This window comes from Agromyces cerinus subsp. cerinus (assembly GCF_900142065.1).
Classification (GTDB): Bacteria; Actinomycetota; Actinomycetes; order Actinomycetales; family Microbacteriaceae; genus Agromyces; species Agromyces cerinus.
Map to the genome: position 1 here is coordinate 14,572 of NZ_FSRJ01000005.1, position 25,556 is coordinate 40,127.

At 71.2% G+C, this 25,556-nt stretch carries 25 protein-coding genes and 1 tRNA gene; 16 read left to right on the forward strand and 10 right to left on the reverse strand.

What is annotated here, in order from left to right; translation table 11 throughout:
- Positions 1-5: 5 nt before the first annotated feature.
- Genes BUR99_RS17425 through BUR99_RS17435 form a run of 3 tightly spaced genes read left to right on the forward strand, consistent with a single transcriptional unit; the run spans position 6 to position 2,641 of the window.
- Positions 6-887 (forward strand): alanyl-tRNA editing protein, encoded by an 882-nt coding sequence (locus BUR99_RS17425; protein WP_074261681.1) that lies wholly within the window; start codon positions 6-8, stop codon positions 885-887.
- A gap of 45 nt (positions 888-932) precedes the next feature.
- The gene (locus tag BUR99_RS17430; protein ID WP_022894277.1) at positions 933-1,427 is read left to right on the forward strand and encodes a cation:proton antiporter regulatory subunit; all 495 of its coding nucleotides are present in this window, start codon (positions 933-935) and stop codon (positions 1,425-1,427) included.
- Positions 1,428-1,435: 8 nt separating this feature from the next.
- The gene (locus BUR99_RS17435) at positions 1,436-2,641 is read left to right on the forward strand and encodes a cation:proton antiporter (protein ID WP_074261682.1); all 1,206 of its coding nucleotides are present in this window, start codon (positions 1,436-1,438) and stop codon (positions 2,639-2,641) included.
- Between the two features lie 15 nt (positions 2,642-2,656).
- On the opposite strand, the gene BUR99_RS17440 is transcribed toward BUR99_RS17435, so the two are convergent.
- Entirely contained in the window at positions 2,657-3,817 is a 1,161-nt protein-coding gene (locus BUR99_RS17440) for an LLM class flavin-dependent oxidoreductase (RefSeq protein WP_084184119.1), read from the reverse strand.
- 189 nt (positions 3,818-4,006) lie between these two features.
- Between BUR99_RS17440 and BUR99_RS17445 the strand changes: the two genes are divergently transcribed.
- Genes BUR99_RS17445 through BUR99_RS17460 form a run of 4 tightly spaced genes read left to right on the forward strand, consistent with a single transcriptional unit; the run spans position 4,007 to position 8,257 of the window.
- Positions 4,007-4,660, forward strand: coding sequence for an NADPH-dependent F420 reductase (locus BUR99_RS17445; protein ID WP_074261683.1), 654 nt, complete (start codon positions 4,007-4,009; stop codon positions 4,658-4,660).
- Between the two features lie 44 nt (positions 4,661-4,704).
- Complete coding sequence (locus BUR99_RS17450; RefSeq protein ID WP_074261684.1) at positions 4,705-6,045, forward strand: M20/M25/M40 family metallo-hydrolase; 1,341 nt, start codon at positions 4,705-4,707, stop codon at positions 6,043-6,045.
- Positions 6,046-6,093: 48 nt separating this feature from the next.
- Positions 6,094-7,542: an MFS transporter gene (locus tag BUR99_RS17455; protein WP_074261685.1), complete on the forward strand. Its 1,449-nt coding sequence runs from the start codon at positions 6,094-6,096 to the stop codon at positions 7,540-7,542.
- A 22-nt stretch (positions 7,543-7,564) separates the two neighbouring features.
- The gene (locus BUR99_RS17460; protein ID WP_200802768.1) at positions 7,565-8,257 is read left to right on the forward strand and encodes a DNA alkylation repair protein; all 693 of its coding nucleotides are present in this window, start codon (positions 7,565-7,567) and stop codon (positions 8,255-8,257) included.
- A gap of 54 nt (positions 8,258-8,311) precedes the next feature.
- On the opposite strand, the gene BUR99_RS17465 is transcribed toward BUR99_RS17460, so the two are convergent.
- The 6 genes from BUR99_RS17465 to galU form a co-directional block, all read right to left on the reverse strand.
- Positions 8,312-9,805 (reverse strand): MFS transporter, encoded by a 1,494-nt coding sequence (locus BUR99_RS17465; RefSeq protein ID WP_084184120.1) that lies wholly within the window; start codon positions 9,803-9,805, stop codon positions 8,312-8,314.
- A 26-nt stretch (positions 9,806-9,831) separates the two neighbouring features.
- The gene (locus BUR99_RS17470) at positions 9,832-10,962 is read right to left on the reverse strand and encodes a hypothetical protein (RefSeq protein WP_074261687.1); all 1,131 of its coding nucleotides are present in this window, start codon (positions 10,960-10,962) and stop codon (positions 9,832-9,834) included.
- A gap of 163 nt (positions 10,963-11,125) precedes the next feature.
- A tRNA-Ala gene (locus BUR99_RS17475) sits at positions 11,126-11,198 on the reverse strand.
- Between the two features lie 54 nt (positions 11,199-11,252).
- Positions 11,253-12,299 carry a hypothetical protein gene (locus tag BUR99_RS17480; RefSeq protein ID WP_074261688.1) on the reverse strand — a complete coding sequence of 349 codons (1,047 nt, stop codon included), beginning with the start codon at positions 12,297-12,299 and terminating at the stop codon, positions 11,253-11,255.
- A gap of 52 nt (positions 12,300-12,351) precedes the next feature.
- The gene (locus BUR99_RS17485; protein WP_074261689.1) at positions 12,352-13,014 is read right to left on the reverse strand and encodes a GNAT family N-acetyltransferase; all 663 of its coding nucleotides are present in this window, start codon (positions 13,012-13,014) and stop codon (positions 12,352-12,354) included.
- Positions 13,015-13,016: 2 nt separating this feature from the next.
- Positions 13,017-13,916 (reverse strand): UTP--glucose-1-phosphate uridylyltransferase GalU, encoded by a 900-nt coding sequence (gene galU, locus BUR99_RS17490; protein ID WP_074261690.1) that lies wholly within the window; start codon positions 13,914-13,916, stop codon positions 13,017-13,019.
- 63 nt (positions 13,917-13,979) lie between these two features.
- Between galU and BUR99_RS17495 the strand changes: the two genes are divergently transcribed.
- The 3 genes from BUR99_RS17495 (at position 13,980) to mscL (ending at position 15,377) form a co-directional block, all read left to right on the forward strand.
- Positions 13,980-14,558: a 5-formyltetrahydrofolate cyclo-ligase gene (locus BUR99_RS17495; protein ID WP_074261691.1), complete on the forward strand. Its 579-nt coding sequence runs from the start codon at positions 13,980-13,982 to the stop codon at positions 14,556-14,558.
- Positions 14,559-14,601: 43 nt separating this feature from the next.
- Positions 14,602-14,880 carry an FmdB family zinc ribbon protein gene (locus BUR99_RS17500; RefSeq protein WP_074261692.1) on the forward strand — a complete coding sequence of 93 codons (279 nt, stop codon included), beginning with the start codon at positions 14,602-14,604 and terminating at the stop codon, positions 14,878-14,880.
- A gap of 83 nt (positions 14,881-14,963) precedes the next feature.
- Complete coding sequence (gene mscL, locus BUR99_RS17505; RefSeq protein WP_074261693.1) at positions 14,964-15,377, forward strand: large conductance mechanosensitive channel protein MscL; 414 nt, start codon at positions 14,964-14,966, stop codon at positions 15,375-15,377.
- On the opposite strand, the gene BUR99_RS17510 is transcribed toward mscL, so the two are convergent.
- Both BUR99_RS17510 and BUR99_RS17515 read right to left on the reverse strand, forming a co-directional pair.
- A complete protein-coding gene (locus BUR99_RS17510) occupies positions 15,378-15,590 on the reverse strand; it encodes a hypothetical protein (protein WP_074261694.1) in 213 nt (70 codons plus the stop codon).
- Positions 15,587-19,360 carry an ATP-binding protein gene (locus tag BUR99_RS17515; protein WP_074261695.1) on the reverse strand — a complete coding sequence of 1,258 codons (3,774 nt, stop codon included), beginning with the start codon at positions 19,358-19,360 and terminating at the stop codon, positions 15,587-15,589. Before BUR99_RS17515 ends, BUR99_RS17510 begins: the two co-directional genes overlap by 4 nt.
- A 180-nt stretch (positions 19,361-19,540) precedes the next feature.
- Between BUR99_RS17515 and BUR99_RS17520 the strand changes: the two genes are divergently transcribed.
- From BUR99_RS17520 to BUR99_RS17530, 3 genes are read left to right on the forward strand one after another with little or no spacing between them, the layout of a single operon-like run.
- Positions 19,541-21,190 carry an FAD-dependent oxidoreductase gene (locus tag BUR99_RS17520; protein ID WP_074261895.1) on the forward strand — a complete coding sequence of 550 codons (1,650 nt, stop codon included), beginning with the start codon at positions 19,541-19,543 and terminating at the stop codon, positions 21,188-21,190.
- A gap of 42 nt (positions 21,191-21,232) precedes the next feature.
- Positions 21,233-21,541 carry a rhodanese-like domain-containing protein gene (locus BUR99_RS17525; RefSeq protein WP_074261696.1) on the forward strand — a complete coding sequence of 103 codons (309 nt, stop codon included), beginning with the start codon at positions 21,233-21,235 and terminating at the stop codon, positions 21,539-21,541.
- Positions 21,538-21,831 (forward strand): metal-sensitive transcriptional regulator, encoded by a 294-nt coding sequence (locus BUR99_RS17530; RefSeq protein WP_074261697.1) that lies wholly within the window; start codon positions 21,538-21,540, stop codon positions 21,829-21,831. Before BUR99_RS17525 ends, BUR99_RS17530 begins: the two co-directional genes overlap by 4 nt.
- Positions 21,832-21,876: 45 nt before the next feature.
- Here BUR99_RS17530 and ald read toward each other — a convergent pair whose 3' ends face one another.
- Entirely contained in the window at positions 21,877-22,974 is a 1,098-nt protein-coding gene (gene ald, locus BUR99_RS17535) for an alanine dehydrogenase (RefSeq protein ID WP_074261698.1), read from the reverse strand.
- Positions 22,975-23,118: 144 nt separating this feature from the next.
- Here ald and BUR99_RS17540 point away from each other — a divergent pair, with 144 nt between their 5' ends.
- The 3 genes from BUR99_RS17540 (at position 23,119) to BUR99_RS17550 (ending at position 25,495) form a co-directional block, all read left to right on the forward strand.
- Complete coding sequence (locus BUR99_RS17540) at positions 23,119-23,634, forward strand: Lrp/AsnC family transcriptional regulator (RefSeq protein ID WP_074261699.1); 516 nt, start codon at positions 23,119-23,121, stop codon at positions 23,632-23,634.
- 97 nt (positions 23,635-23,731) lie between these two features.
- Positions 23,732-24,778 (forward strand): ATP-dependent DNA ligase, encoded by a 1,047-nt coding sequence (locus BUR99_RS17545; protein WP_074261700.1) that lies wholly within the window; start codon positions 23,732-23,734, stop codon positions 24,776-24,778.
- 21 nt (positions 24,779-24,799) lie between these two features.
- On the forward strand, positions 24,800-25,495 hold the full coding sequence (locus BUR99_RS17550) for a TMEM175 family protein (RefSeq protein WP_074261701.1): 696 nt from the start codon (positions 24,800-24,802) through the stop codon (positions 25,493-25,495).
- Positions 25,496-25,556: the final 61 nt, after the last annotated feature.

Here is a 25,556-nt window from a genome sequence, read left to right on the forward strand (position 1 = left end):
GCTCCATGACGCTCCCCTCGCGCGACACCATCGTCACGTATCCCGGCGGCGCGCTCGAGGCCGAGAGCATCGTGCTGCACATCGCCCCGGCCGGTGACGGTCTCGTCGCGGTCGTCACCGAGACGACGAGCTTCCACCCGGTCGACGCCGCCTGGCCCGACCAGCCGGCCGACACCGGATCATTGTCGACAGGCGGCCCCGAGATTCCGATCGTCGACGCCGTCGTGGCGGCCACCGATGGCACGGAGCTGTTCCTCGGCTCCGACATCCCGGTGCGCAAGGGCAGCGAGGGCTGGTCGTTCCTCGTCGCCCACCTCGTCGCCGACGGCGCAGCGATCGCCGAGGGCGACACGGCGACGGTGCGAGCGGATGCCTCGGCGCGCCGCGCCCTCTCGGTCGGCCACACCGCATGCCACGCGGCGGCGCTCGCACTGAACGCCGCGCTCGCCGGCAATTGGTCGAAGGCCGCGCGCGAGGACGCGCTCGGGGCACCCGACTTCGACGGCATCGCGATCGCGTCAAGCCGCATCGTGCCGGGCGGCTCCGTCGACGTGTACCGCCTGAACAAGTCGCTGCGCCGCGCCGGGTTCGACACGGCCGCGGTCGCCGCCGACGAGCTCGGCGAGCTCGCGGCATCCGTCACCGCGACGATCGCCGAGTGGGCCGCCGCCGGCGCCCCGGTGCGCATCGACCGCGAGGGCGACGGGCTCACCGACCGCCGGTACTGGGTGGCCGAGCTGCCCGTCGGCACCGCCAGCATCGCGTGCGGCGGCACGCACGTCGAATCGCTCGCCGAGCTCGGCGACGTGCGGGTCGAGTTCGAGGCGGGTGACGACGCCGGCACCCCGGTGCTGACGATGCGCACGCACGCCGAACCGCCGCGCTGAGCACCACCGGCCGCGACACCGCCGCGCGGGGTTACGATTACGGATGTGGGTATACGCATCGAGAAGGTCGACCTCCCGGGGATCGGCATTCGTCACGACCTCGTCACCGAGAGCGGGCGACGCATCAGCGTCGTCTCGCACCGTGACGGCGAGCGCGACCTCGGGCTCTTCGACCAAGACGATCCCGACGCCTGCCGCGACTCCATTCCGCTGAACGACGACGAGGCCGCGGCGCTCGCCGACGTGCTCGGCGCCTCCGTCATGCTCAGCCGGCTCACGAGCCTCAGCGACGAGACGGCCGGCCTCTACACCGAGCAGATCGCGCTGCCGACGGACTCGCCGTATCTGAACCGCACACTCGGGGCGACGAAGGCCCGCACACGCACGCACGCCTCGATTGTGGCCATCGTGCGCGACGGTGCGATCATCCCCTCGCCCACGCCTGCAGAGACGCTGCGCGCTGGAGACGTCATCGTCGTCGTCGGAACACGTGAAGGACTCGACGGAGTAGCCCGGCTGCTCGCCAACGGCCCCGACTGAGGCCGCCCATGCACGAGACCACGCTGCTCCTCATCGAAGTCGGCGCGCTGCTTCTCGGCATGAGTCTGCTCGGGCGCCTCGCGCTCGCGTTCGGCATCTCGCCGATCCCGTTCTACCTCGTGCTCGGCCTCGCGTTCGGCGAGGGCGGGTTCATCGCTCTCGACGCGAGCGAGGAGTTCTTCCAGACCGGCGCCGAGATCGGCGTCATCCTGCTGCTCGCCCTGCTCGGCCTCGAGTACACCGCGTCAGAGCTCTTCGGCAGCCTCAAGTCCGCGCGCACCGCGGGCCTCGTCGATGCGGCGCTGAACGCCCTGCCCGGCGCCGCGCTCGCGCTCCTCCTCGGCTGGGGCCCGGTCGCGGCGGTCGCCATGGCCGGCGTCACCTGGGTGTCGTCGTCGGGTGTCATCGCCAAGCTCCTGCGCGACCTCGGCCGACTCTCGAACCGGGAGACGCCGGCGATCCTCGCGCTGCTGGTCATCGAAGACCTCGCGATGGCGTTCTACCTGCCGGTGCTCTCCGCACTCGTCGTCGGCATGAGCCTCATGCAGGGCGCCGTCTCCGTCGCGATCGCCGTGAGCGTCGTCGCCGTCATCCTCTACGTGGCGCTGCGGCACGGGCACATCGTCTCGCGGCTCTTCCCGGCCGACCACTTCGAGCCGCTGCTGCTCGGCGTGCTCGGACTCACGATGCTCGTCGCCGGCCTCGCGGCCGAGGTGAGCGTGTCCGCGGCCGTCGGCGCGTTCCTCGTGGGCATCGCGCTGTCGGGCAGGGTCGCGGCGAATGCGAGCCAGGTGCTGACTCCGCTCCGCGACCTCTTCGCCGCGATCTTCTTCGTCTTCTTCGGACTCACGACCGACTCGTCGGCGCTGCTGTCCATGCTGCCCGCCGCGCTCGCGCTCGCCCTCGTGACGATCATCACGAAACTCATCACCGGTTCGTACGCGGCGCGGCGAGCCGGAGTCGGCACGCTCGGACAATGGCGTGCCGGGCTCTCGCTCGCGCCCCGCGGCGAGTTCTCGATCGTCATCGCGGGGCTCGCGGTCGGCTCGGGCGTCGTCGCCCCCGAACTCGCACCGCTCGCGACGGGATACGTGCTCATCACGATCGTCGCCGGCACGTTCCTCGCGCGCGTGCCCGATGCCCTCTGGTTCCGGGCGGCCGTGCGCCGGCGGCGGGCGGCCGCCGGAGCGAGCGCGGTGCCGCCGGCCGCCTGAGCGCGGCGGACCGGGTCAGTCGGCCGGCTGGTCGGCGGATGCCGCGGCATCCGCTCGATCGGCCGCGGCGAGTTCCGAAGCCGCCCGCTCGGATGCACCGAGGTCGGCGACGGCACTGAGCTCGGCATCGGCGGCATCAGCGGCTGCGAGGAGTTCCCGCACCCGCGGCACGACCTCGGTGGCGTAGAGCTCGATGCTGCGCATCATGGCCTCGTGCGGCAGGGCGCCGTTCGAGTACTTCATGTCGAAGCGGGTCGCCCCGACGGCGCGCATGGCCTCGGCGATCTTCACGGCGACCTTCTCGGGCGAACCCGCGTAGAGCGCGCCGTTCGGCCCGGACTCGTTCTCGAAGTGGTCGCGATCCACCGCACCCCAGCCGCGCTCGCGACCGATGCGGTCGATGCTGACCTTGTAGTGCGGCCAGAGCGTGTCGAGCGCCTCGGCGTCGGAATCCGCGATGAACCCCGGCGAGTGGATCGCGATCGGCTGGAGCGGGTGACCGAACTGATCGAGGGCACGGCGGTACAGGTCGGCGAGCGGCGCGAATCGCGCTGGGCTGCCGCCGATGATCGCGAGCACGAGCGGCAGGCCGTAGTGGGCCGCGCGCACGACGGATTCGGGGCTGCCGCCGACGCCGACCCAGGTCTTCAGCCGGCCGTGCTCGACGGGCGGGAAGACGAGCTGGTCGGTCAGCGACGAGCGCAGCTGGCCGCTCCAGGTGACCGGTTCCTGCGGAAGCAGGGCGGAGAACAGGTTGAGCTTCTCCTCGAAGAGCTCCTGGTACTGGTTCAGTTCGAAGCCGAACAGCGGGAACGACTCGATGAACGAGCCGCGGCCGAGGATGACCTCTGCACGGCCGTTCGAGAGCCCGTCGAGTGTGGCGAACCGCTCGTACACGCGCACCGGGTCGTCGGAGCTCAGGACGGTGACCGCCGAGCCGAGGTGGATGCGCTCGGTGCGACCGGCGATCGTGCCGAGCACGACCTCGGGCGCGGAGACCGCGAAGTCCACTCGGTGGTGCTCGCCGATGCCGAAGAAGTCGAGACCGAGCCGGTCGGCGAGCACGGCCTCCTCCACGACGTTGCGCAGCACCTGCGCGTGCGGCAGGAGGCCGCCATCGGCCCCGCTCGTCACGTCGCCGAAGGTGTCGACCCCGAATTCGTACCGCTCAGACATCGCGATCCCTCTCCAAATTTCCATACGCCTGCATGCAATCCGCACGCGACAATCGGAACCACCGTCGGGACGAGACTATTCCCCGCCATCGGCGCGCGCACCGATCGCGGGAATGCCGGCCGCGACCGGCGCGTTCATTTCCATGACGACGCATCGATCAGGTGCGCCGAGTGATGGGAGAATCGAAACGTGACGGATCGGCCGGTCATCGGAATCTACGGCGCGGGCAAGGTGGGCACAGCCCTCGCCCGCCTCCTCGTGGCATCCGGGCACCGCGTGCTCATCGCGGGTTCGCCGCGTCAGACCGCGCTCGACCTGCTCGTCGGCGTGGTCGCCCCCGGGGCAGAGGTGACCTCCCCCGAGATCCTCGCCGCGACCGCCGACGTCATCATCGTCGCCGTGCCGTTCGGCAAGGCCGGCACCGTGCCCTGGGATGCGTTCGACGGCCGCATCGTCGTCGACGCCATGAACTACTGGCCGCCGGTCGACGGCAACATCGCCGAGATCGACGACGACCCCCGCACGACGAGCGAGATCAACGCCGCACGCAACCCGCGCGCCCGCGTCGTGAAGTCGCTGAACCACCTCGGCTACCACGAGATGGAGGACGACAGCATGGACGCCGGCTCTCCCCTGCGGCGCGCCCTCGCCGTCGTCGGCGACGACGTCGAGGCCCGGGCCGTGGTCGCCGAGATCATCGACGAGCTCGGCTTCGACCCGGTCGACGGCGGCGAACTCCGACACGGCGTCGCCCTCGAGCCGGGGCACCCCGCATTCGGCCGCGAACTCTCGGCGGCCGAACTCGCCGCGCTGCTCACGCCCGCCGTGCATCTCGCCGCCTGAGCGACCCGCGCGAGCCGCGGCATCCGCTCATTTAGGGTGGGTGGATGCCCGATCCCGTGACCGTTCGCGACGGCTCAGCCGAACGTCTCTCCCGCATGGTGCAACTGCCGACGGTGTCGGCCGAGCTCGCCGAACGCGGCCTCGCCGACTTCGACCGCTTCCGAGCGCTCATCGCCGAGCTCTACCCGCTCGTGCACGAGCACCTCGGCTTCGAGCAGGTCACCGAACTCGGGCTGCTCTTCCACTGGCGCGGGCGCGGCGACGGCGACCCGGTCGTGCTGATGGCGCATTTCGACGTGGTGCCGGTCGACGAGCGCGACGGATGGCGCTTCCCGCCGTTCGAGGGACGCATCGCCGACGGCTCGGTGTGGGGTCGCGGCACCCTCGACGACAAGGGCCCGCTGCTCGTCGTGCTCGAGGCGGTCGAGAACCTCCTCGCCGACGGGTTCAGCCCGGCCCGCGACGTCTACCTCTCGTTCGGCGGCAACGAGGAGAGCCACGGGGCGGCGGCAGTGGCCATCACCGCGCTCTTCCGCGAGCGCGGCATCACCCCGTGGCTGGTGCTCGACGAGGGCGGCGCGGTGGTCGACGCACCCCTTCCGTTCGTGCAGGTGCCTGCCGCGATGGTCGGCGTCGGCGAGAAGGGTGTGCTCACCGTGCGGCTGACGGCTCGCGGCGACGGAGGACACGCCTCCGCGCCGCCGAAGACCACGCCGACCGCGCGCATCGCCCGTGCCGTCGACCGGCTGGCGCCGAACCCGTTCCCGAAGCGCATGCCGCGATCGATGCGGGCGATGCTCTCGAGCTTCGTGCCGCACACACGAGGCGCGTCGCGCCTGCTGCTCCGCCTCCTCGTCGCCCTGCCGTGGGTGACGGCGCGCGTCTTCTCACGTCTCGGCGGCGAACCCGCGGCCCTCGTGCACACGACCGTCGCGGCCACGATGCTCGAGGCCGGCACCGCCGACAACGTGCTGCCCTCGCAAGCGACCGCGGCCCTGAACCTGCGCATCGCCGTCGGCGAGACCGTCGAGTCGGTGGTGGCGCATCTGCACCGCGTCATCCGAGACCCCGAAGTCGAGGTGACCGTCGTCGAGGGCAGCGACCCGTCGCCCGAGTCGCCCACCGACTCGGTCCAGTTCGCGGCGATCACGCAGGCCGTCGCAGCCTCATACCCCGAGGCGACGACGGCGCCGTACCTCATGATGGCGGCGACGGACTCGCGATACTTCCACCGCTTCTCCCCCGCCGTCTACCGCTTCGCGCCGATCGCCATGACCGCTGCCCAGCGCGCCTCGATCCACGGGGTCGACGAGTGGGTCACGATCGACAGCCTCGAACGCGGCGAGCGATTCCACCGCGCCCTCATCACCGCGATTCCCGAGTGAGACGGATGACCCATTAGGGTGAATCCACCCCGTCCCGAAGGAGCCCCGATGAAGCGCGCTGCCAGACTCGGTCCCGTCGCCGCGATCGTCGGATTCCTCGCCTTCGTCGAGTTCACGAGCGGCATCCTGCAGGGCTACTACACGCCGCTGCTGACCGACATCGCCAGGCACCTCGGCATCCACGACGCCGACGTGAACTGGCTCGAGGGCACGCAGCTCATGCTCTCCGCCCTCGTCGTTCCGGCGTTCGCGAAGCTCGGCGACATGGTCGGCCACAAGCGCATGCTCGTGTGGTCGACGGCGGTCACCGCCGTCGCCTCGATCTCGCTCGCCTTCACCGACCAGTTCTGGGTCTTCCTCGTCGCGTGGGCGCTGCAGGGGTTCTACGTCGTCTGGCTGCCGCTCGAGATCGCGCTCATCTGGTCGCGCAGCCGCTCGGCCGACCGCCCGGCGGCGATGACCCGCAAGGCGGCGGGCCTGCTCGTCGCGGCGCTCGAACTCGGGGCGATCGCCGGCGCGCTCTCGGCGGGCGCCCTGGCCGAGCTGCTCCCCATGCAGGTGCTGCTCCTCGTGCCGGCCGTCGCCGTGGTCGCCTGCTTCTTCGTCGTGCTGTTCGGAGTGAAGGAGTCGCCCGACCTCACCGGCGGCACGCTCGACACCGGCGGCCTCATCCTCATCTCGCTCGCCCTGCTCTCGCTCACGGGCGGGCTCAGCTTCATGCGCCTGAACGGCCCCGCCGACCTGCTCTCGTGGGCCCTCGTGGCGCTCGGCGCCCTGCTCGTGATCCCGTTCGCACGGTACGAGCTGAAGCACCCCGACCCGCTCATCGACGTGCGCATGTTCCGCGAGCCGACGCTCTGGCCGATCTTCCTCACGGCGGGGCTCTTCGGCGTCAGCGTGCTCGGCGCACAGGCGCCCCTCTCGACGTTCGCCCGAACGGATGCCTCGGTGTACGGCTTCGGGCTCAGCGCGACGACCGGGCAGACGTCCATCCTGGTCGGCGCGTACGTGCTCTCGCTCGTGGTCGGCGCGATGCTCTTCCCGCTCGCGACCCGCTGGGTCACGCCGCGCGTCGCCCTCATCGGCGCGAGCTCGCTCGTCGCGATCGGCTACCTGCTGTTCCTGCCGTTCCACGACGGGTACGCCCAGGTGCTCGCGAACATGGTGATCGCCGGCATCGGCTCGGGCGCGCTCGTCGCGGCGCTCCCGGCCGCCGCCGCCGCTGCCGCCCCTGCGCACCAGACCGGCGTCGCGACCGGCCTCACCAACTCGGTGAAGACCGTCGGCGGGGCGATCGCCTCGTGCGTCTTCGGCATCGCACTGCTGGGCGCCGCGGGTGAGGCCGCCACAGGCACTGCCGGCGCCTTCGGCGGCTACGTCACCGTCTGGCTCGTCTGCGGGCTCACGGCGGCGCTGGCGGCCGTGCTGCTCGCCTTCGTGCCGAAGCTCGCCTTCTCGGATGCCCCTGTCGTGGAGGCCTCGGCCCCCGTACGCTGATCCCGACGACGGGAGGCGCGATTTGGATGCCGCAGCGCTCGTCGCCACGCTCGAGGGCCTTGCGAGTGCAGAGGAGCGCGAGAAGTACACGCGCTACTTCCCGCCCGACCCGGATGCCCCGTTCATCGGCGTGCGCATGGGCGCCGTGTTCGAACTCGCCAAGACGGCCCTCGACCTGCCGGTCGGCGAGCTCGAGGCGCTGCTCGAGCGACCGACGCACGAGGTGCGGGCCCTCGCCTGCAGCATCATGGGAAAGTCCGCCGCACGGCCGAAGACTTCCGAGGCGCGCCGCGACGAGCTCTACGGGCTCTACCTCCGCCGGCACGACCGCATCGACCAGTGGGATCTCGTCGACCTCGCCGCGCGCGACGTCATCGGCGGGTACCTGCTCGAACGCGACCGTGCACCGCTCGCCCGGCTCGCGGCATCCGGGTTCTGGCCCGAGCGCCGCACCGCCCTCGTGGCGACGTTCGCCTTCCTCCGCCGCGGCGAGGTCGACGACGCGTTCGAGCTCTCGGAGACACTCGCCGACGATCCGGAGCCGCTCGTGCAGAAGGCGGTCGGCTGGGTGCTCCGGGCCGCCGGTGACCTCGATCGCGAGCGGCTCACGACGTTCGTCGAACGGCACGCGGCGACCATGCCCCGGGTCGCGCTGCGCGCGGCGATCGAGCACTACGACAAGCCCGAACGCGCCAGGATCCTCGCGATCCGCTGAGCCGGTCGCGACGCAGTCGCCGTCGGGATCGCTGTCGCCGCCGGCGCAGCCCCGTCAGGCGGCCGCCGGCTCCGTTCCGCCGAGGGCGCTGCGCTGGCGCCGCCGCGCGCCGAGATCGGCCACGCCGATCGCGAAGGCGATCGCGACGAAGATCGCGACGGCGAGCATGCCGATGCCGTAGGCGTGGTGGTAGACGGTGAGGTCGGGTTCGCCGTCGGCCTCGCGGAAGATCGTCGAGTAGAAGAGCGAGAGCGTGACGGCGGTGCCGATCGCCGTGCCGATGCGCTGGCCGAGCTGGCCGACCGAGCCGGCGAGACCGCCCTGCTTGACCGGGATGTCCATGAGCGTCAGCGTCTGGTTCGGCGAGACGACGAGACCGCCGCCCGCGCCGCCGATCACCATCGCACCGGCCATCGCCCAGGGCGTGACCGCCGGCTGGGTCGTGAGCGCGAAGAGCACGAGCAGCCCGATGCCGACCAGGAGCAGCGCCAGCCCCCAGACGACGAGCGGCCGGCCGAGTCGATTGACGAGCGTGCCGCCGACCCACGAGCCGACGGCGCTCATGAGGGCGAAGCCGATGCCGACCATGCCCGCGAAGACGGCCTCGAGCCCGAGGCCGTGCTGCAGGTACAGCGTCGTCAGCAGGAACATCGACGGCATCGCCGCGAAGTACACGCTCGCGAGCGCCGTGCCGTTGCGGAACGAGCTCACGCCGAAGAGGGCGAGCGGTACCAGCGGATGCTTGCCGGACGCCGCGTAGTGCCGCTCCCACGCGATGAACGCCGTGATCGCGAGGACGAACAGCACGAGCACCCACCAACGTGCGGGGTTGTCGCTCGGCGACCCCGTCGTGAAGAGGAACGGCCACATGAGGGAGATCACGGTGACCGCGAAGAGCACGAGGCCGACCGGGTCGAGCGACAGCGGCTTCGACGACGGATGCCGCGTCACCGGCAGCAGCCAGATCGCGAGGGCGATCGCGGCGAGGGCCAGCGGCACGTTCATCCAGAAGATGCCGCGCCAGCCGTCTTCGGGTCCGCCGATCGCGATCATCAGCCCGCCGAGGGTGGGACCGAACGCGGTCGCGAGCCCGATGGTCGCTCCGAAGAGACCGAACGCCTTGCCGCGTTCCTTGCCGGTGAAGAGCTCCTGGATGATGCCGAGCACCTGCGGCATCTGGATGCCGGCGGCGACGCCCTGCAGGAGGCGGGCGATGAGCAGCACCTCGATGTTGGGCGCGAGCGCGGCGGCCAGGCTCGTGAGCGTGAAGAGGCTGAGGCCGACGATGAAGAGCGTCTTGCGCGAGCGCTGGTCTCCGATGCGACCGGCCGGCACGAGGGTCAGGCCGAAGGTGAGCACGTAGCCGGCGACGATGAGCTGGAGCTCCGTCGAGCCGGCGCCGAAGGCGTCCTCGATCGCCGGGAGTCCGACGTTGACCTTCGACAGGTCGAGGATCGTGAGGGCGGCGACGGCGACGCACACCCAGTAGGCGCGCCAGCGGTGGCTCTCGGGGAGGGTGATCGACCGGGTCTCTGGCGCTTGCGACATCCGTTCAACCCTACGTCCCCGGCACCTCAGGAGCGCAGCGGACCGCCGCGCTCCTGGCCACGCGCGATCGACGGCAGTGTGATGAGCGCGATGACGGCGAGCGACTGGATCGCGAGGCACCCCGCCATCGCCGTCCAGAGCGCATCGAGCTCGGTGAGGATCATCGCGAGCTGCGTGACCGGGGTCGCGATCGCGAGTGCCACCACCCATCGCAGCGCCGCGGAGCTCAGTCGGCCCCGGCGCGCCGGTGCCAGTGGGTCGGCACGGCCGGCGGTGAGCCCGAGCACGAATGCGCCGGCGACGAGGAGGCCGGTCGCGAGCCAGCCGCAGGTCAGGGGGTCGGCCGCGGTGACGAGGGACGGCGCCGCCGCGAACGGGGCGATCGCGACGAGTGCGGTGCCGAGGAAGGCCCCGATGTCGATGCGCAGCGATTCGCCGCGTACGACCCGTGGATCGGCGGAGCGGCCGCCACGTGCGTTCCAGTCCTGCTTTCTGGCGATCTCCGAGAACGCCACGATGCCGAACACCATCATGCTCTGCGCGCCGAGGAACGCGCCGACGTAGCGCGTCGCCGCGACGGGATCGGCGAACGCCGTCACGATGACGAGCACGGGCACGAGGGCCGCGAGCGCGGCGACCCAGCGCAACGCGACCGGGCTGAGTCGACCGATGCGGCGCGGGGCGCTCGCGCCGCGTCCCGCCGTCGTCGCGAGCACCAGCTCCCCGGCGAGCAGCAACCCCGTCGACACCCAGTAGGCCGCCACGAGATCGAGTCCGGTGAACGCGGGGGCTGCGACCGAGACCGGCGCGAGCGCGATGAGGCCGACGGCGACCACGGCGCCGGGGTCGGCAGGGCGGTCCTCGACGATGCGTGTGGGAATCGCCTTCGGCGCGCGACGCTGCGGACGCGACACCGTCGCAGCGGCACCGCCGATCGGTGCTTCTGCTGCGCCGGCGGCCACCGCCTCGGTGAGCACGCCGCGTCGAACGAGCACCTCGAGTGCGGCACGACGATCGCGCTCCGCCTCGGCGCCGGGAGTCGTGTCGCGCTGGATGAAGTCGAGTTCGACGAGCACCTCGTACGGGTCTCGCGCGGTGGGCCTCTGCTTCGCCCAGTGCCGCAGGCGGGCGTGCGCGGCCGTGAGGTCGTCCCTCATGTCGCACTCCCCCCGATTCGCGGCACTCGAAGGAGTGTCCGTTCGAGGGTAGTGTCCGAGCGGCGGGATCGCGGGAGCGAGTCCCGGATCACGGCGTCGCCAGATGCGATTGCGGGGCGGATGCACGAAGGGCTCCCGCATCTGCGGGAGCCCTTCGACTCGGTGGACCCAGGGGGATTCGAACCCCCGACCTTCTCATTGCGAACGAGACGCGCTACCAACTGCGCCATGGGCCCGAGCGAGAAAGAGCCTATCATCCCGCGGACGATGGTTCCGACCATCGCCCCGGTTCAGCCTGCCTGCCTGCGGCGGCGCAGCACCGCGTCGAGGTCCTCGAAGCCGGGCCGTGCATCGTCGATGATTCCCATGCGAGCATACGGGCTCGCCGGGACGTCGTCGTGCATCGCGGCGGCCTCCGAACGCGTACGCGCCGCCGAAGCGGAGGCGGCGGCCGGCGTGATGACGGGCAGCTCAGGCTCCAGTTCGGCCGCGCGACGCGCGATGTCGTCACCGGCCTCCGCCCGCTTCAGCTCCGCCGCCGCATCGATGGAGGCCATCGCCATCGCGGCGATCGTGCCCCTCGAGAGGTGCAGCGGGCGCGGCAGCGGCTGCGGCACCCAGCCGTCGGCCGGCGATTCGGGTTCGACGAGATCGATCGGCTCGAACGGCCGCGCCTCGACGACGGTCGCCGGACGAGCCGCGACGGGAGCCGCCGGGCGCACCCGTGCGAGCCTGACGAGGCCCGCGAACGCGAGCGCCATGCCGACCGCTCCGATCAGCGGTGTGATGAGCGAGGCGCCGAGGGCGGCGGCGATGCCACCGCCGATGACGGTGAGCAGTGAGATGAGCAGCAGGAGCGAGCACAGCGCCCGTCCGCGACGAAGTCGCTTGCGGGCCAGTGCGCTCATCGATGATCGGGGGCTCTGCACCGGAGCCGCCGGCGCCTCGGCGGGCGCGATGATGGCGATCGGCTCGGTCGCCGCGGCCGCCGCGGCGAGCACCACGCCGACACGAAGGCGCGCGGCATCCACTGCGCCTTCAGCGGCCCAGCGCTCGGCGAGCGCTTCGCGCTCCTCGGCCTCTGCGGTGAGGCGTGCCGTCGCCTCGCGCTGCTGCAGGATGCGCTGCTGCGCCGCGACCTCGCGAGCCGTCGCCTCGACCCGTACGGGCTCGGGCGTCTCGGCGGTCTCAGCGAGGATCCGGAGCGTCTGCTGGAGCCGCACGGCGTTGCGCTCGGTGGCCATGTACTGGCGACGACGCAGCCAGTTCGGCAGGAGGTACGCGATCCACAGCGCGGCTGCAACAGCCACGAGCAGCCCCCCACCGATCACGTCCATGGGACAACGCTAGGTCACTACATGCCCTCAGCCGTACTCGACGCCCGCGTGTTCACCGATCAGGCAGCCGCAAAGGGTGCGCGGATGCCGCGCGATCCTCGTCGCTCACGCGGGCGAGGCCCTCGGGCACCAGCCCGTCGCGCCACCGCCGGAGCACGCCGCGCGGCACCTCCTCGGCCACGAGCCCGAACGCGAAGTGGTCGCTCCAGACCCCGTTGATGTGGATGAACCGCCGCCGGAGCCCCTCGTAGCGGAAGCCGAGCTTCTCGACCACCCTGAGCGACGGCCCGTTCTCGGGCCGGATGCAGATCTCCATGCGATGCAGCCGCAGGGTGGCGAAGCAGTAGTCGGTGGCGAGCGCCACCGCCGTCGGCGTGATGCCGCGACCCGCGACATCCTGGGCGACCCAGTAGCCGATCGTCGCCGACGACAGCGAGCCGTACGTGATCGACGAGACGTTCAGCTGCCCGACCAGCGCGCCGTCCACCTCGACGATGAACGGCAGCGCGTGGCCACTGCGCGCGTGAGCCAGGAGGTTGCGGATGCTCCCTCGCGTGTCGATCACCGAGCCGCCGCCCGGGTACGTCGCCTCCCATTGCCGGAGCCACCCGCGGTTGGCGAGCAGCACCCGCTCGAGCGGCTTCGCGTCGCGGACGCGGATGGGTCGCAGCGTGACGTCGCCGTCTCGCAGGGTGGGCACGGCGACTGCGGGCATGCTCAGACTGTATCGAGTCCTGCCGCGTACTCCACGAGCCACGGGCGGAGATCCGGTCCGAGGTCTTCACGATCCGCGGCGAGTTGGATGACCGCCTTGATGTAGTCGAGCTTGTCGCCGGTGTCGTAGCGGCGGCCTCGGAAGACGACGCCGTACACGCCGCCGGTGCCCTCGACATCCCCCGCCATGGTCATGAGCGCGTCGGTGAGCTGGATCTCGCCGCCCTTGCCCGGCGGAGTGTGCTCGAGGATGTCGAACACCTCGGGCTTCAGCACGTAGCGGCCGATGACCGCGTAGTTCGACGGCGCGACCTCCTTCGCCGGCTTCTCCACGAGGCCCGTGACGCGCACGACGTCGGGGTCGTCGGTGGCTTCGACCGCCGCTGCGCCGTAGAGGTGGATCGAGTCGGGGTCGACCTCGAGCAGCGCGACGATCGAGGCGTCGCGCACGCCCTGCTCCTCGAGCATGCGCGTGAGCAGGGTGTCTCGCGCGTCGATGATGTCGTCGCCGAGCAGCACGGCGAACGGCTGGTCGCCGACGTGCATGCGGGCTCGCAGCACCGCGTGTCCGAGCCCGAGCGGGTCGCCCTGGCGCACGTAGTGCATGTCGGCGAGGTCGGTCGACTCGTTGACCTTGGCGAGCTTGACGGTGTCGCCCTTGGCCTCGAGCGTGGCCTCGAGCTCGGCGACGCGGTCGAAGTGGTTCTCGAGCGCGTTCTTGTTGCGCCCGGTCACCATCAGCACATCGGTCAGCCCGGCCTCGACGGCCTCTTCGACGACGTACTGGATGGCCGGCCGATCGACGACCGGGAGCATCTCCTTCGGCATCGCCTTCGTCGCGGGCAGGAAGCGGGTGCCGAGCCCTGCTGCCGGGATGACGGCTTTCGTGATCCGTTGAGTCATGCGACTCAGCGTACCGGCCGCCCCTCGGAGGGGTTCCGGCCGCTTCGTCCTAGGATGTGTGCCATGCCCGACGATCCGGATGTAGACAAGCGCATCCTCCGCGCCGAACTGCGCGAGCGACGCCGGAACATGCCGGCGCACGAGCGCGAGCTCGCGACCGAGGGCTTCACCGCCCGCCTCGAGGAGCTGATCGGCTCGACCGAGGCGGAGTCGATCTCCTGCTACCTCTCGATGCCGACCGAGCCGAACACGCGGCCGTTCGTGAACTGGGCGGAGGCCCGCGGCATCCGCGTGCTGTTCCCCGTCACGCGCGAGGACGGCCTGCTGGACTGGACCGTCGGCGAGGAGGAGACCGAGACGCTGGGCCTCCACGGCACGCCCGAGGCGGTCGGCGAACTGCTCGGGCCGATGGCCATCAACGACGTCGACCTCATCATCGTGCCCGCCGCGGCGATCGACGCGACGGGCATGCGCCTCGGCTGGGGCAGGGGCTATTTCGACAAGACCCTCGGATCAATGGGAAAATGTCCCCCGGTGTACGCCGTGGTCTTCGACAGCGAGTTCGTCGAGACCGTGCCGCGTGAGGTGCACGATCAAGGCGTCAACGGCGTCGTGACGCCCACGCGCATCATCGCGTTCTGACCGGCTGCGGGCCGGCGCGTCACCCGAGATCGGAAGAAGCTCCATGCCCACGTATTCCTACCGTTGCACCGAGTGCGACAACGCCTTCGACATCCACCAGGCGTTCACCGACGACACGCTCACGGTCTGCGAGGTCTGCGGCGGCAAGCTGCGCAAGCTCTTCAACACCATCGGCGTGACCTTCAACGGCTCGGGCTTCTACCGCACCGATTCCCGCAGCGGCGGATCGGGCTCGTCCGGTTCCGGGTCGTCTTCCGGCTCCTCCAGTTCGTCATCGGGTGGCGGAACGACCGGCGGCGGCTCCTCGTCCTCGTCGAGCTGAGCTTCGGCTAGCGTGGTGCCGGTCGACCCCACGACACACGGATCCGCCGAACCCGGATCCGCCATCGACGAAGGGTACGAGCCATGATCAAGGGCTTCAAAGAATTCATCATGCGAGGCAACGTCATCGACCTCGCGGTCGCGGTCGTCATCGGCGCCGCCTTCACCGCGGTCGTGAACGCGATCGTCGCAGGGCTCATCAACCCCCTCATCGGGCTGCTGTTCAAGGCCGACAGCCTCGACGACATGACCGTCAAGATCGGCAGTGCGACCTTCGCCTACGGCTCGGTCATCGGCGCGATCATCTCGTTCCTCGCCGTCGCCGCCGTCGTCTACTTCGTCTTCGTCATGCCGATGAACCACTTCAAGGAGCGGGCGGAGGCCAAGCGCAAGGCGGGCCAGCCCGACCCCGAAGAGCCCGAGACCGAGCTCACCATGCTCGCCCAGATCCGCGACCTGCTCGCCGAGCGGGGCGCCGCCGGCGTGCATCGCGAGTGATCAGGTCTGCTTCCAGTGGGGAGGCCGGTCGCGGGTCAGGCGTTCGTCGTCGGATGACCCGGGGCCGGCCTTCCGCTTGCGGGGCGTCGCCGGTTCGTCGGGCCGGTCGACCGGCGCCTCGGGCGACGGGTCGGAGCCGGGGGCCGGCGTGAGCCGCGCACGGCGCGCCCGTCCGGCGGCACGCTCGACGCGCTGACGCGGTTCCTCGGTCATCGGCGTTCGGCCGCGACATCCGCCGTTCGCTCGGCATCGGGCCGACCGAGCAGTGACGCGACGCGCGAGGCGACCGCCTCGGGATTGCCGAAGAGCTCGAAGCTGTGCACCCGCAGGTAGTGCCAGCCGAGTCGGCGCAGCACGTCAGGACGCAGCCGCAGCGACTCGCGCAGGCTGAGCCCGGTGAGGGCGTCGTCGGTCTCGACGACGACCGCCTTGCCCGCGTTCGCGGCGGCGAGGGCGAGTCGGCCGCGATGGCCGACACTGACCCGGATGCCGCGGCGCTCCAGCCTCGCGGCGAGGTCGTGCAGCATCGAGGGGGCCTCCCCGGTCGCGCTCGGTCCTGCCGCGCGCTCCTCGGTCTGCGTGAGCACGTTCGCGAGCGCGAGCACGCCGTGGCTCTGGCGATCCTCGTCGATGTCTTCGGGGCGGAACGCCGACACGACGTCCATCGAGCGGCGCGCGCGCGTCATGCCGACCGCGAGCAGCCGGTCGCCGCCGGGCTCGCCGAGCGAGCCGAAGTTCGAGAGCAGCCTGCCGTGCGGGGTGCGCCCGTAGCCGACGGAGAAGATCACCCGGTCGCGACTCTGCGCGACGGCCTGTTCGAGGGTCAGCACCGTGAACGGCTCGGCGCGGTCCTTCAGGATGAAATCGGAGAGGTCGGTGCGCTTGGCGAAGGCCGCGAGCACCGCCTGGTGCACCCGGCCGGCATGCTTCGTGCTCGCGGTGATGACCATGAGCGATTCGCGCGGTCGCTTGACCGCGTGCTCCATGACGAGTTCGACGACCTTCGCGACCTCGGTGTCGATCGATTCGACGGTGCCGGTGACGGTGTCGGGCAGGCCGTTGCCCGCGACGTAGTGCAGCCCGAGGCTGCCGTGGCCGAGGAAGCTGCCCGCCCAGGGCAGCGAGGCGATGCGTCCCGCGTAGAACCGGTTGTTGACGAGCTCGGCGAGGTCTTCGCCGCCGGCACGGTAGCTGCGGGTCAGGGTGAGCGTCGGCAGCAGTTCGCCGAGCCGCGCGAGCGCCGAGTCGGCGTGCAGAGCGTCGACGCCGTGCTCGGTCGACGAGGCCCCTGGCTGGTCCACATCGTCGAGACCGGTCTCGAAGAGCGTGGGGGTCTGGGTGACGGGGTCGCCGAACGCGACGACCTGCTTCGCCCGCCGGATGGCGCCGAGGTTCTCCGCGATGCTCGTGGCTCCGGCGTCGACGAGGATCACCGTGTCGAAGCCGATCGAGTCGTCGATCGAGGCGACGTCGTAGGGCGAGGCCAGCCAGACCGGTGCGAGCGCACGGAAGAGGTGCGGCGTCTCCGCCTGGAGCGCCTCGGGTCGCACCCGGTCGCCCCGCAGCATCCGCTTCAGTCGCCCGGCCTCGTCGGCGTGGTCGACGAGCGCGACCTTCCAGTTCTCGGCGAGGCGCCACGCGAGGAGCGGCCCGGCCGCGGAGGCGTGCGCCTCGTCGACGAGGCGGAAGTCGCCCTCGAGACGGTCGAGCACCGAGGTGTTCGCACCCAGCAGCGCCTTCTCGTTCGCGAGCACCGACTCCAGCACCGACTGCCACCAGGCGAGCTCGAGTTCGGCGGCGACTCCCCGCTCGGGAACGTGGCGCTTGGCCAGGTCGAGCAGCAGCGGGTCGAGGCCGAGGTCGCGCAGGCGAGCGAGCACGGCCGTGCGCTCCTGCAGGTTCGTCAGCACCTCGGACTCTGCGGCGAGGCCTTCGAGCGCCGAGGTGAGCTCGCGAACCGGACGGGACGCGAGCTGGCGCTGCGTGCCGACGATGCCGAGCGGCGCATCGAGCACCGCGAGGTCGGCGACGACGTGCTGATAGGCGACGTGCACGTCGTCGATGCCGACGGGCACGCCGGGGATCGCACCGGCGTCGGAGTAGCGCTGCCAGAGGGTGCGCTGCTGCTGGATGCCGCGGAGGGCCGAGTTCAGGTCGGAGACGTGCACGCCGGGACGCACGAACTCGAGCGCGTGGCGACGCAGGCGCCGTCGGTTGGCACCCGACATGCCCGGAGAGTCGCGACGCGCGGAGGTCGCGGCGATGAGCTCGCCGAGCGGACGGTCGAAGACCGACGGCTGGAAGCGGTCGAGCGTCTCGCGGACGTCGAGGAGCAGCCGCAGGAAGACGCCGAGCTCGGCGACCGACTCGAACTCGCGCAACCGCGTGTGCTCGATGAGGGCGCGGCCTCGGTCGAGCAGTCGCGGCAGGTCGCTGCGGGAGAGTCGTTTCGCGAGCTCGTGCGCACCGGTCGCCTCTTCCGAAGAGGTGAACGACGCCCCGTACCAGGGCGAATCGCCGGGACCGTACCGGAACTCGCCGAGCGCGGCGGCGCGGGCGAGGTCTGCGGCGATCTCCTCGCGACGACCGGCGACGGCTGCGAGTGCGGCATGGTCGAGGCGCGCGGTCGTCGACGGTGGGCTCGGCACGAGCGCGAGGCTCGCGAGCTCGCTGAGCGCGTCGAGCACCGAGACGTGCAGCTCGGGGTCTTTTCGCGTGAGCGCCGAACGGTAGTCGAGCAGCACCTTGCGAAGGCGCACGAGGGCGTCGTCGACGTCGGCGACCCGCGGCCGTTCGGCCTTCTCGTTGCGCGAGATCGACTGGATGAGCTCTCGTCGGAGGCCTGCGGTCGTGACGGCGGCGCCGCCGAGGCCGACCTGGCCGAGGCGGTGCGCGATGCCGTCGAGACTCGCCCGACGCGCGCCGACGACGAGCACGCGCTTGTCCTTCGCGACGAGCGCGCCGATCGCGTTGACGATCGTCTGCGTGCCGCCGGTGCCCGGCAACGTCTTCACGACGACCGAGGTGCCCGATTCGATCTCGGCGATCGCCTGTTCCTGCTCGGGGTCGGCGTCGAGCAGGAGGGTGTCGGTCGAGGGCGGCCTCGCGTCCTGCGAGACCGCGCGCACCCGCTCGCCGGTCGCGGCGACGACCGTCGCGCGGGCGGCGGGGTTGCCGGCGATCGCATCGATGACGGGGTGGTCGAGGTTCGCGGCATCCGCTGCCATCTCGGGGCCGACCTCGGCGAACGAGGAGACGACGAGGCGCGGCGCCACGTGGAACCACGGCAGGTGGCTCGTGAGCCCGCGGAGCCGGTCGATGACGGGCTGCGGCTTGAACACGCCGTTGGTGATCGCGAGCGCCACGAACGCGTCGGCGTCGAGCGTGATCTGGAACTGCTCGCGGAGTTCGCGGGCGAGCGCCGGATTCAGGAACGGCTGGCCCTTGAGCTTCAGCTCGAAGTCGCGGCCGTAGCGGCGGATCGCGAGCGGGCGCAGCAGCACGGGTGCCAGGAACTCCTCGCCGGCGTTGCGCCAGGAGGCGAGGCCGATCGCCAGGTGCACCGACTCGATGCCGCGCACCGAGCGCAGCTCGATGCCCTTCTGGGTGATCTCGGCGGCGGCGAGGCGCGCGTTCCGCAATGCGAGCTCGTCGCGGATGAGACTCGAGAGCAGGGTGGACTTGCCGGTGATGAACTGGGGCAGGCCGCCGGGGTGGGTCGTCGAGAGCTCGATGCGGGTCTGCGCGGTGTCGACGAACCGGGCGAGCGGCGAGCGTCCGCCCACGGCCGCGAGTTCGGCGTTCCAGCGCCGCCATGCGGGTTCGGCGACGTTGCCCGCGACGAGGTCGGGGTCGCCGAGGCTCAATCCGTCGGGGCTCGTGATGTCGTGTCGCATGTGCTCCGGGGTGAGGTTCTCGGCGGCAGCATCGACTTCGGGATCGAGGATGTCCTCCTCGTCGTGATTCCGATCGAGCCGCCGCACACCGACACCATACGTGGAATCCCGCGGATTTCTCGGAGCATCGCCGCGCCCGAGGCTCTTTCGATACCCCCAGGGTATTGTGCTAGCGTCCCCCGGGTGAGTTCAGTTCCTCCCCGACGCCCTGCCGACCGATTCGAAGCGCACGCCGCCCCCGAGCGCGACGGCGCCCGCACCACCGTCATCGTCGGCGGCGTCGCCGGCGGCATGTCCGCCGCGACGCGCCTGCGACGACTCGACGAGCAGCGCGAGATCATCGTGCTCGAACGCAGCCGCGAGGTGTCCTTCGCCAACTGCGGGCTGCCGTACCACGTGTCCGGCGTGATCGCCGATCGCGACGCCCTGTCGCTGCAGAGCCCCGAACGACTCGCCGCGCGATTCCGCATCGACGCGCGGGTGCGACACGAGGTCGTCGCGATCGACCGGGACGCCAGAACCGTCACGGTGCGACGTCTCGACGACGACGCGACCACCGAGATCGCCTACGACGAACTCGTGCTCTCCCCCGGCGCGGCACCGCGGTGGCCGGCGGGCATCGCGACGGATGCCCCCGTGCATGCGCTCCGCACACTCGACGACCTCGACCGGCTCATGGCGGACCTCGACCGCGTGCCCGCCGACGGCGCGGTCGTCGTCATCGGCGGCGGGTTCATCGGGCTGGAGATGGCCGACAACCTGTACCGTCGCGGTCTCGGCGTCACCCTCGTGCAGCGCGGCGCGCACCTGCTCCCGAGCCTCGACGAGGAGATGGCCGCCCCGATCGCCGACCACCTCGGCGCCCTCGGCATCGAGGTGCGACTCGGACGGGTCACGACCGCGGTCGGCATCGACCACGTCGTGCTCGACGACGGCAGCCGGGTCCGCGCCGACCTCGTCATCGCGGCGATCGGCGTGACTCCCGAGACCGCCCTCGCGGCCGCCGCAGGCCTCACGATCGGCGCGGGCGGGGGCATCGCCGTCGATGCGCTCCACCGCACGAGCGACCCCGCGATCTTCGCGATCGGCGACGCGGCCGAGAAGCGCGACGCGATCGACGGCTCGGGTCGCCTCGTCACCTTGGCCGGCCTCGCGAACCGCCACGGGCGAGCGGTCGCCGACACGATCGCCGGCGATGCCGCGCCGTCACGGCCGGCCCTCGGCACCGCGATCATCGACGCGGCGGGCCTCACCGCGGCGAGCGTCGGCTGGACCGAACGCGTCGCACGGGAGCGCGGCCGCGACGTGCGGGTCGTCCACACCCACCCGTCCTCGCACGCCACCTACTACCCCGGCGCCTCCCCGCTCTCGATGAAGCTCGTCATCGACACCGCCGACGACCGCATCCTCGGCGCCCAGGCCGTCGGCACCGACGGCGTCGACAAGCGCATCGACGTCGTCGCCACGGCGATGAGCGCCGGCCTCGCGGCATCCGCTCTGGCCGACCTCGAGCTCGCGTACGCGCCGCAGTACGGTTCGGCGAAGGACCCGATCAACATGCTCGGCTACGTCGCCCGCAACCTCGCGAGCGGCGACGACCGCGTCATCCAGTGGCACGAACTCGACCACGAACTCGCCACCGGCGCCGTGCTGCTCGACGTGCGCGCCGAGGCGCAGCTCGCCGAAGGCACGATCCCCGGGGCGCTGTGGATCCCCGTCGAATCGCTGCGCGAACGGCACGCCGAGTTCGCCGGCCGCCGCGTCGTCGTGCACTGCCGTGTCGGGCAGGGAGCCCACACGGCCGCACGCCTGCTCTCCGAGCTCGGCCACGACGTCGTGAACCTCGACGGCGGATTCCTCACCTGGCGCGACGGTCAGCGCGCCAGGTCGCTCGCCGAACTGCCACTGGCCGCCTAGCGGCCGCCGCGACCACCCACATCCCCTCGAACAGGAGCCCCGATGCGATCCACCACCCCGAACGACGTCCACGCGACCTCCGACGCCGTCATCCTCGATGTGCGCGAGCCGGGCGAACTCGCCCAGGCCCGCATCGAGGGCACCCTCGACATCCCGCTCGGCGAGCTCGTCGAACGGGTGGCCGAGGTGCCGAGCGACACGACCGTCTACGTGCTCTGCCACGCGGGCGGCCGGAGCGCCCAGGCCGCGCAGTACCTCGAGAGCCGCGGCATCGACGCGGTCAACATCGACGGCGGCATCGTGGCCTGGCACCGGGCCGGCCTGCCCGTCATTCTCGGCGGTGCGTCATGACGACCGCGACGGAGTCCAAGGCGGACGCGCAGCGTCGCATCGCGAATCGCCTGAAGCGCGCCCGCGGCCAGCTCAACGCGGTCATCGACGCCGTCGAGTCGGGCGCCGACTGCCGCACGGTCGTCACCCAGCTCTCGGCCGTCTCGAGCGCGCTCGACAAGGCCGGCTTCGCGGTCATCTCGACGGCGATGCGCGAGTGCCTCGCCGAGGCCGACGAGCCCCAGACGGCGGATGCCTCGGAGCGCCTCAGCGTCGACGAACTCGAGAAGCTCTTCCTCACGCTCTCCTGAGCCGGCCGTGGCGGCGCCCGAGGGCGCCGCCACGGTTCGCTCCGATCAGATCGAGGCGAGTTCGAGGCCGTGCGCTGCGGCGACGCCCTCGTTCGTGAGCTTGCCGGCCGTGGCGTTCAGTCCCTTCGCGAGCGCGGGGTCCGCGGCGAGCGCGGCCTCCCAGCCGAGGTCGGCGATCTTCAGCGTGTACGGCAGCGTCGCGTTCGTGAGCGCAGGCGTCGACGTCGCGGGCACCGCGCCGGGCATGTTGGCGACGCAGTAGTAGATGGCGTCGTGCACGCGGAACGTCGGCTCGGCGTGGGTGGTCGGGCGCGAGCCCTCGAAGCATCCGCCCTGGTCGATCGCGATGTCGACGAGCACGGAGCCCGGCTTCATCGTCGCGACCATCGCGTCGCTGACGACCTTCGGCGCAGCGGCGCCCGGCACGAGCACGGCGCCGACGACGAGGTCGGCGTCCTTCAGCTGGCGCGCGATCTCGTAGGGCGAGGAGGCCAGGGTGTGGATGCGGTGGTCGTAGCGCGCGTCGATCTCACGCAGCTTCGGCAGCGAGATGTCGAACACCGTGACGTCGGCGCCGAGGCCGAGCGCGGTCGCCGCGGCCTGCTCGCCGGCGACACCGCCGCCGATGACGACGACCTTGGCCGGCGAGGTGCCCGGCACGCCCGCGAGCAGCACCCCGCGGCCGCCCTTCGAGGCGAGCAGTTCGGCTGCGCCCACCTGCGGGGCGAGACGACCCGCGACCTCGCTCATCGGCGTGAGGAGCGGCAGCGAGCGGTCGGCGAGCTGCACCGTCTCATAGGCGATCGCTGTGACGCCCGAGTCGAGGATCGCGCGGGTCAGCGGCAGGTCGGCAGCGAGGTGGAGGTAGGTGAAGAGCGTGAGGTCTTCGCGGAGGAAGCCGTACTCGGCGGCGATCGGCTCCTTGACCTTCAGCACGAGGGCGGCCGACCATGCCTCGGCTGCGGTCGCGACGATCGTCGCACCCGCCTCGGCGTACTCGGTGTCGAGGTAGCCGGCCCCGTTGCCCGCGCCGGTCTGGATCGCGACGTCGTGGCCGCGGCCGACGAGTGCGTCGACGCCCGCGGGCGTCATCGCGACGCGGAACTCGTTGTTCTTGATCTCTGCAGGCACGCCGATGCGCATGGGTTGCTCCGTTGCTGTGGTCCGAATGTCGTAGTGACGACTGGCATTATTCTCGCCGCTTATTCGCCTGTCCGACAGATCACCCGTACAGAATTCGGTAGGATCGCGATATCCGCTTCACTCATTCGAATCAAGGATGTCTCGATGCCCGACGCACCGCAGATCAGCGCACCCGGCGTCGAGCCCACGCCCGTCGTGCTCGACGCGATCGATCGCCAGATCATCGCCCGGCTGCATGAGAATGCGCGCATCCCCAACGTCGACCTCGCGCGCGCCGCAGGCGTCTCGCCGTCGACCTGCCTCGCCCGTGTGCGCTCGCTCCGCGAACGCGGGGTCATCGTGCGCTACACCGCGGAGATCGATCCCGCGGCGCTCGGCTACCACCTGCAGGCGCTCGTGAGCGTGCGCATCCGGCCGGGCGCCCGCCACCTCATGGAGCAGATCTCCGACGAGCTCCGCACCCAGCCCGAGGTCGCCCAGCTCTTCTTCCTCGGCGGCTCCGAGGACTTCCTGATCCACGTGCGCGTCCGCGACAGCGACCACGTGCGGCAGTTCGTGCTGAAGAACCTCTCGGCGAACCCCGCGGTCGCCCTGACCGAGACGAACCTGGTGTTCGAGCACCACACCGCACTGTCGGCGGGGCTTCGTGCGGTGATCTGAGGGTCGCCAGGGGTGGCATCCGGTTCTCTCGTTGCAGCGCGGTGATCTCAGCCGCCCGCTCTCGCCAGCGGGGACATCCCGTTCTATCGTTGTCGGCATGGCGCCCAACGAGATCGTCGCCCCCATGCTCGCCAAGGCCGTGCCCGGCGTGCCCGACCCCGACTCGGTCGACGGCGGCCTCGCCTACGAGCCGAAATGGGACGGCTTCCGCGGCATCGTCTCGTTCGACGGCGAAGACGTCGAGATCGGAAGCCGGGGGGCGAAACCGCTCACCCGCTACTTCCCCGAGCTCGTCGAGGCGTTCACGCGCCTGCTCCCGGTGCCGTGCGTGCTCGATGGCGAGATCGTCATCTCGACGGCCCGCACCGGGCAGGCCCGCCTCGACTGGGAGGCGCTCTCGCAGCGCATCCATCCGGCGGCGAGCCGGGTCGAGCTGCTCGCGCGCGAAACCCCGGCGATGTTCGTGGCGTTCGACCTGATCGAGGCCGACGACGTCTCGATGCTCGACCGGCCGTTCTCCGAGCGTCGCGCCGCGCTCGAGCGACTCGTCGGCGGGATCGGCGACCCGATCCGGCTCACCCGCATCACGACGGATGTCGCCCTCGCCCGGCGCTGGCTCGAGGAGTTCGAGGGCGCCGGGCTCGACGGCGTCGTCGCCAAGCCCCTCGCGGCGCCCTACTCCCCCGGCAAGCGCGTGATGCTGAAGGCGAAGCACCACCGCACGGCCGACGTGGTCGCGCTCGGCTACCGCATCCACGCCTCTGGAGCGGGCGTCGGCTCGATCCTGCTCGGCCTCTACGACGACGAGGGCCGGCTCCGCAACGTCGGCGGCATGTCGGCGTTCAGCAACGCCAGGCGCCTCGAGCTCATCGACGAGCTGGCGCCCTACGTCGTGCGCGACGACGACGGTTCCGCGATCACCGGCGAGACGGAGCGCAGTCGTTTCTCCTCGGGCCGCGACGTGTCGTTCGTGCAGCTGCGTCCGGAGCTCGTCGCCGAGGTGCGCTACGACCAGCTCGAAGGCGACCGGTTCCGCCACACGGCGCAGTTCGAGCGGTGGCGGCCCGACCGCGAGCCGCGCTCGTGCACCTTCGAGCAGATCGAGCGGCCGGTCGCGTACGACCTCGACGACGTGCTCGGCTGAGGCGACCGGCGGCATCGACGCATGAGCACGGCGACCGGCGGAGCGCACCGCTACGAACGCGACAGCGTCGAATTCACGCGAACGTTCGCGTTCCTCGACGCGGTGTATGCGATCGCGCTCACGCTGCTCGTCGTGAACATCGACCCTCCCGAGGCATCCGCGTGGCGCAACCTGTCGACGCTGCTCTCGAGCGGATTGGGCTGGCAGCTGCTCGGATTCGGCATCAGCTTCGCGGTGATCGCGGTGTTCTGGCGCGCGAACCACCGCATCGTCGCGCGGTTCGGCGCCATCACGCCGGCGACGATCACTGCGAACCTCGTGGCGATCGCCTTCGTCGTGCTCATCCCCTTCTCGACCCAGGGCGTCAGCGATGCCGAACTCGCCGACGAGCCGCTCACCGTGACGGTCTACGCGTTGAACATCAGCATCGCCGTGCTCGCCCAGTCGGCGGTCTTCTTCGTCGCCCGCCGCGACGGAGTGGTCCGCGACCCGCTGCCGCGGCGCGCCGACACGGTGAAGTTCATCGACACGCTCACGACGCCCGTCGTCTTCCTCGCCTCGATTCCGATCGCCTACCTCTTCGGCACCGACTGGGCTCGGTACACCTGGGCGCTCCTCATCGTCATCGGTCCGCTCGTCGGACGCTGGGCCGATCGGCGCATCGCAGCCATCCGCGCCGCAGCCGCGTCCCATCCGTCACGTCGAGACGCCGACTGAGCGGCCGGGTCCCTCGTCGCGCCGAGTGCGGGGGCCCGACGTGTGCGTTCCGACCCTCGCG

What these genes read in the sequence shown, in the direction of transcription:
- BUR99_RS17530 (WP_074261697.1), top strand. Translation starts at nt 21,538, where the DNA reads ATGACGACCGCGACGGAGTCCAAGGCGGACGCGCAGCGTCGCATCGCG.
- BUR99_RS17465 (WP_084184120.1), bottom strand. Translation starts at nt 9,805, where the DNA reads ATGTCGCAAGCGCCAGAGACCCGGTCGATCACCCTCCCCGAGAGCCAC.
- galU (WP_074261690.1), bottom strand. Translation starts at nt 13,916, where the DNA reads ATGACTCAACGGATCACGAAAGCCGTCATCCCGGCAGCAGGGCTCGGC.
- BUR99_RS17540 (WP_074261699.1), top strand. Translation starts at nt 23,119, where the DNA reads ATGCCCGACGCACCGCAGATCAGCGCACCCGGCGTCGAGCCCACGCCC.
- mscL (WP_074261693.1), top strand. Translation starts at nt 14,964, where the DNA reads ATGATCAAGGGCTTCAAAGAATTCATCATGCGAGGCAACGTCATCGAC.
- BUR99_RS17545 (WP_074261700.1), top strand. Translation starts at nt 23,732, where the DNA reads ATGGCGCCCAACGAGATCGTCGCCCCCATGCTCGCCAAGGCCGTGCCC.
- ald (WP_074261698.1), bottom strand. Translation starts at nt 22,974, where the DNA reads ATGCGCATCGGCGTGCCTGCAGAGATCAAGAACAACGAGTTCCGCGTC.
- BUR99_RS17435 (WP_074261682.1), top strand. Translation starts at nt 1,436, where the DNA reads ATGCACGAGACCACGCTGCTCCTCATCGAAGTCGGCGCGCTGCTTCTC.
- BUR99_RS17440 (WP_084184119.1), bottom strand. Translation starts at nt 3,817, where the DNA reads ATGTCTGAGCGGTACGAATTCGGGGTCGACACCTTCGGCGACGTGACG.
- BUR99_RS17525 (WP_074261696.1), top strand. Translation starts at nt 21,233, where the DNA reads ATGCGATCCACCACCCCGAACGACGTCCACGCGACCTCCGACGCCGTC.
- BUR99_RS17455 (WP_074261685.1), top strand. Translation starts at nt 6,094, where the DNA reads ATGAAGCGCGCTGCCAGACTCGGTCCCGTCGCCGCGATCGTCGGATTC.
- BUR99_RS17550 (WP_074261701.1), top strand. Translation starts at nt 24,800, where the DNA reads ATGAGCACGGCGACCGGCGGAGCGCACCGCTACGAACGCGACAGCGTC.
- BUR99_RS17480 (WP_074261688.1), bottom strand. Translation starts at nt 12,299, where the DNA reads ATGGACGTGATCGGTGGGGGGCTGCTCGTGGCTGTTGCAGCCGCGCTG.
- BUR99_RS17500 (WP_074261692.1), top strand. Translation starts at nt 14,602, where the DNA reads ATGCCCACGTATTCCTACCGTTGCACCGAGTGCGACAACGCCTTCGAC.
- BUR99_RS17450 (WP_074261684.1), top strand. Translation starts at nt 4,705, where the DNA reads ATGCCCGATCCCGTGACCGTTCGCGACGGCTCAGCCGAACGTCTCTCC.
- BUR99_RS17425 (WP_074261681.1), top strand. Translation starts at nt 6, where the DNA reads ATGACGCTCCCCTCGCGCGACACCATCGTCACGTATCCCGGCGGCGCG.
- BUR99_RS17510 (WP_074261694.1), bottom strand. Translation starts at nt 15,590, where the DNA reads ATGACCGAGGAACCGCGTCAGCGCGTCGAGCGTGCCGCCGGACGGGCG.
- BUR99_RS17470 (WP_074261687.1), bottom strand. Translation starts at nt 10,962, where the DNA reads ATGAGGGACGACCTCACGGCCGCGCACGCCCGCCTGCGGCACTGGGCG.
- BUR99_RS17495 (WP_074261691.1), top strand. Translation starts at nt 13,980, where the DNA reads ATGCCCGACGATCCGGATGTAGACAAGCGCATCCTCCGCGCCGAACTG.
- BUR99_RS17485 (WP_074261689.1), bottom strand. Translation starts at nt 13,014, where the DNA reads ATGCCCGCAGTCGCCGTGCCCACCCTGCGAGACGGCGACGTCACGCTG.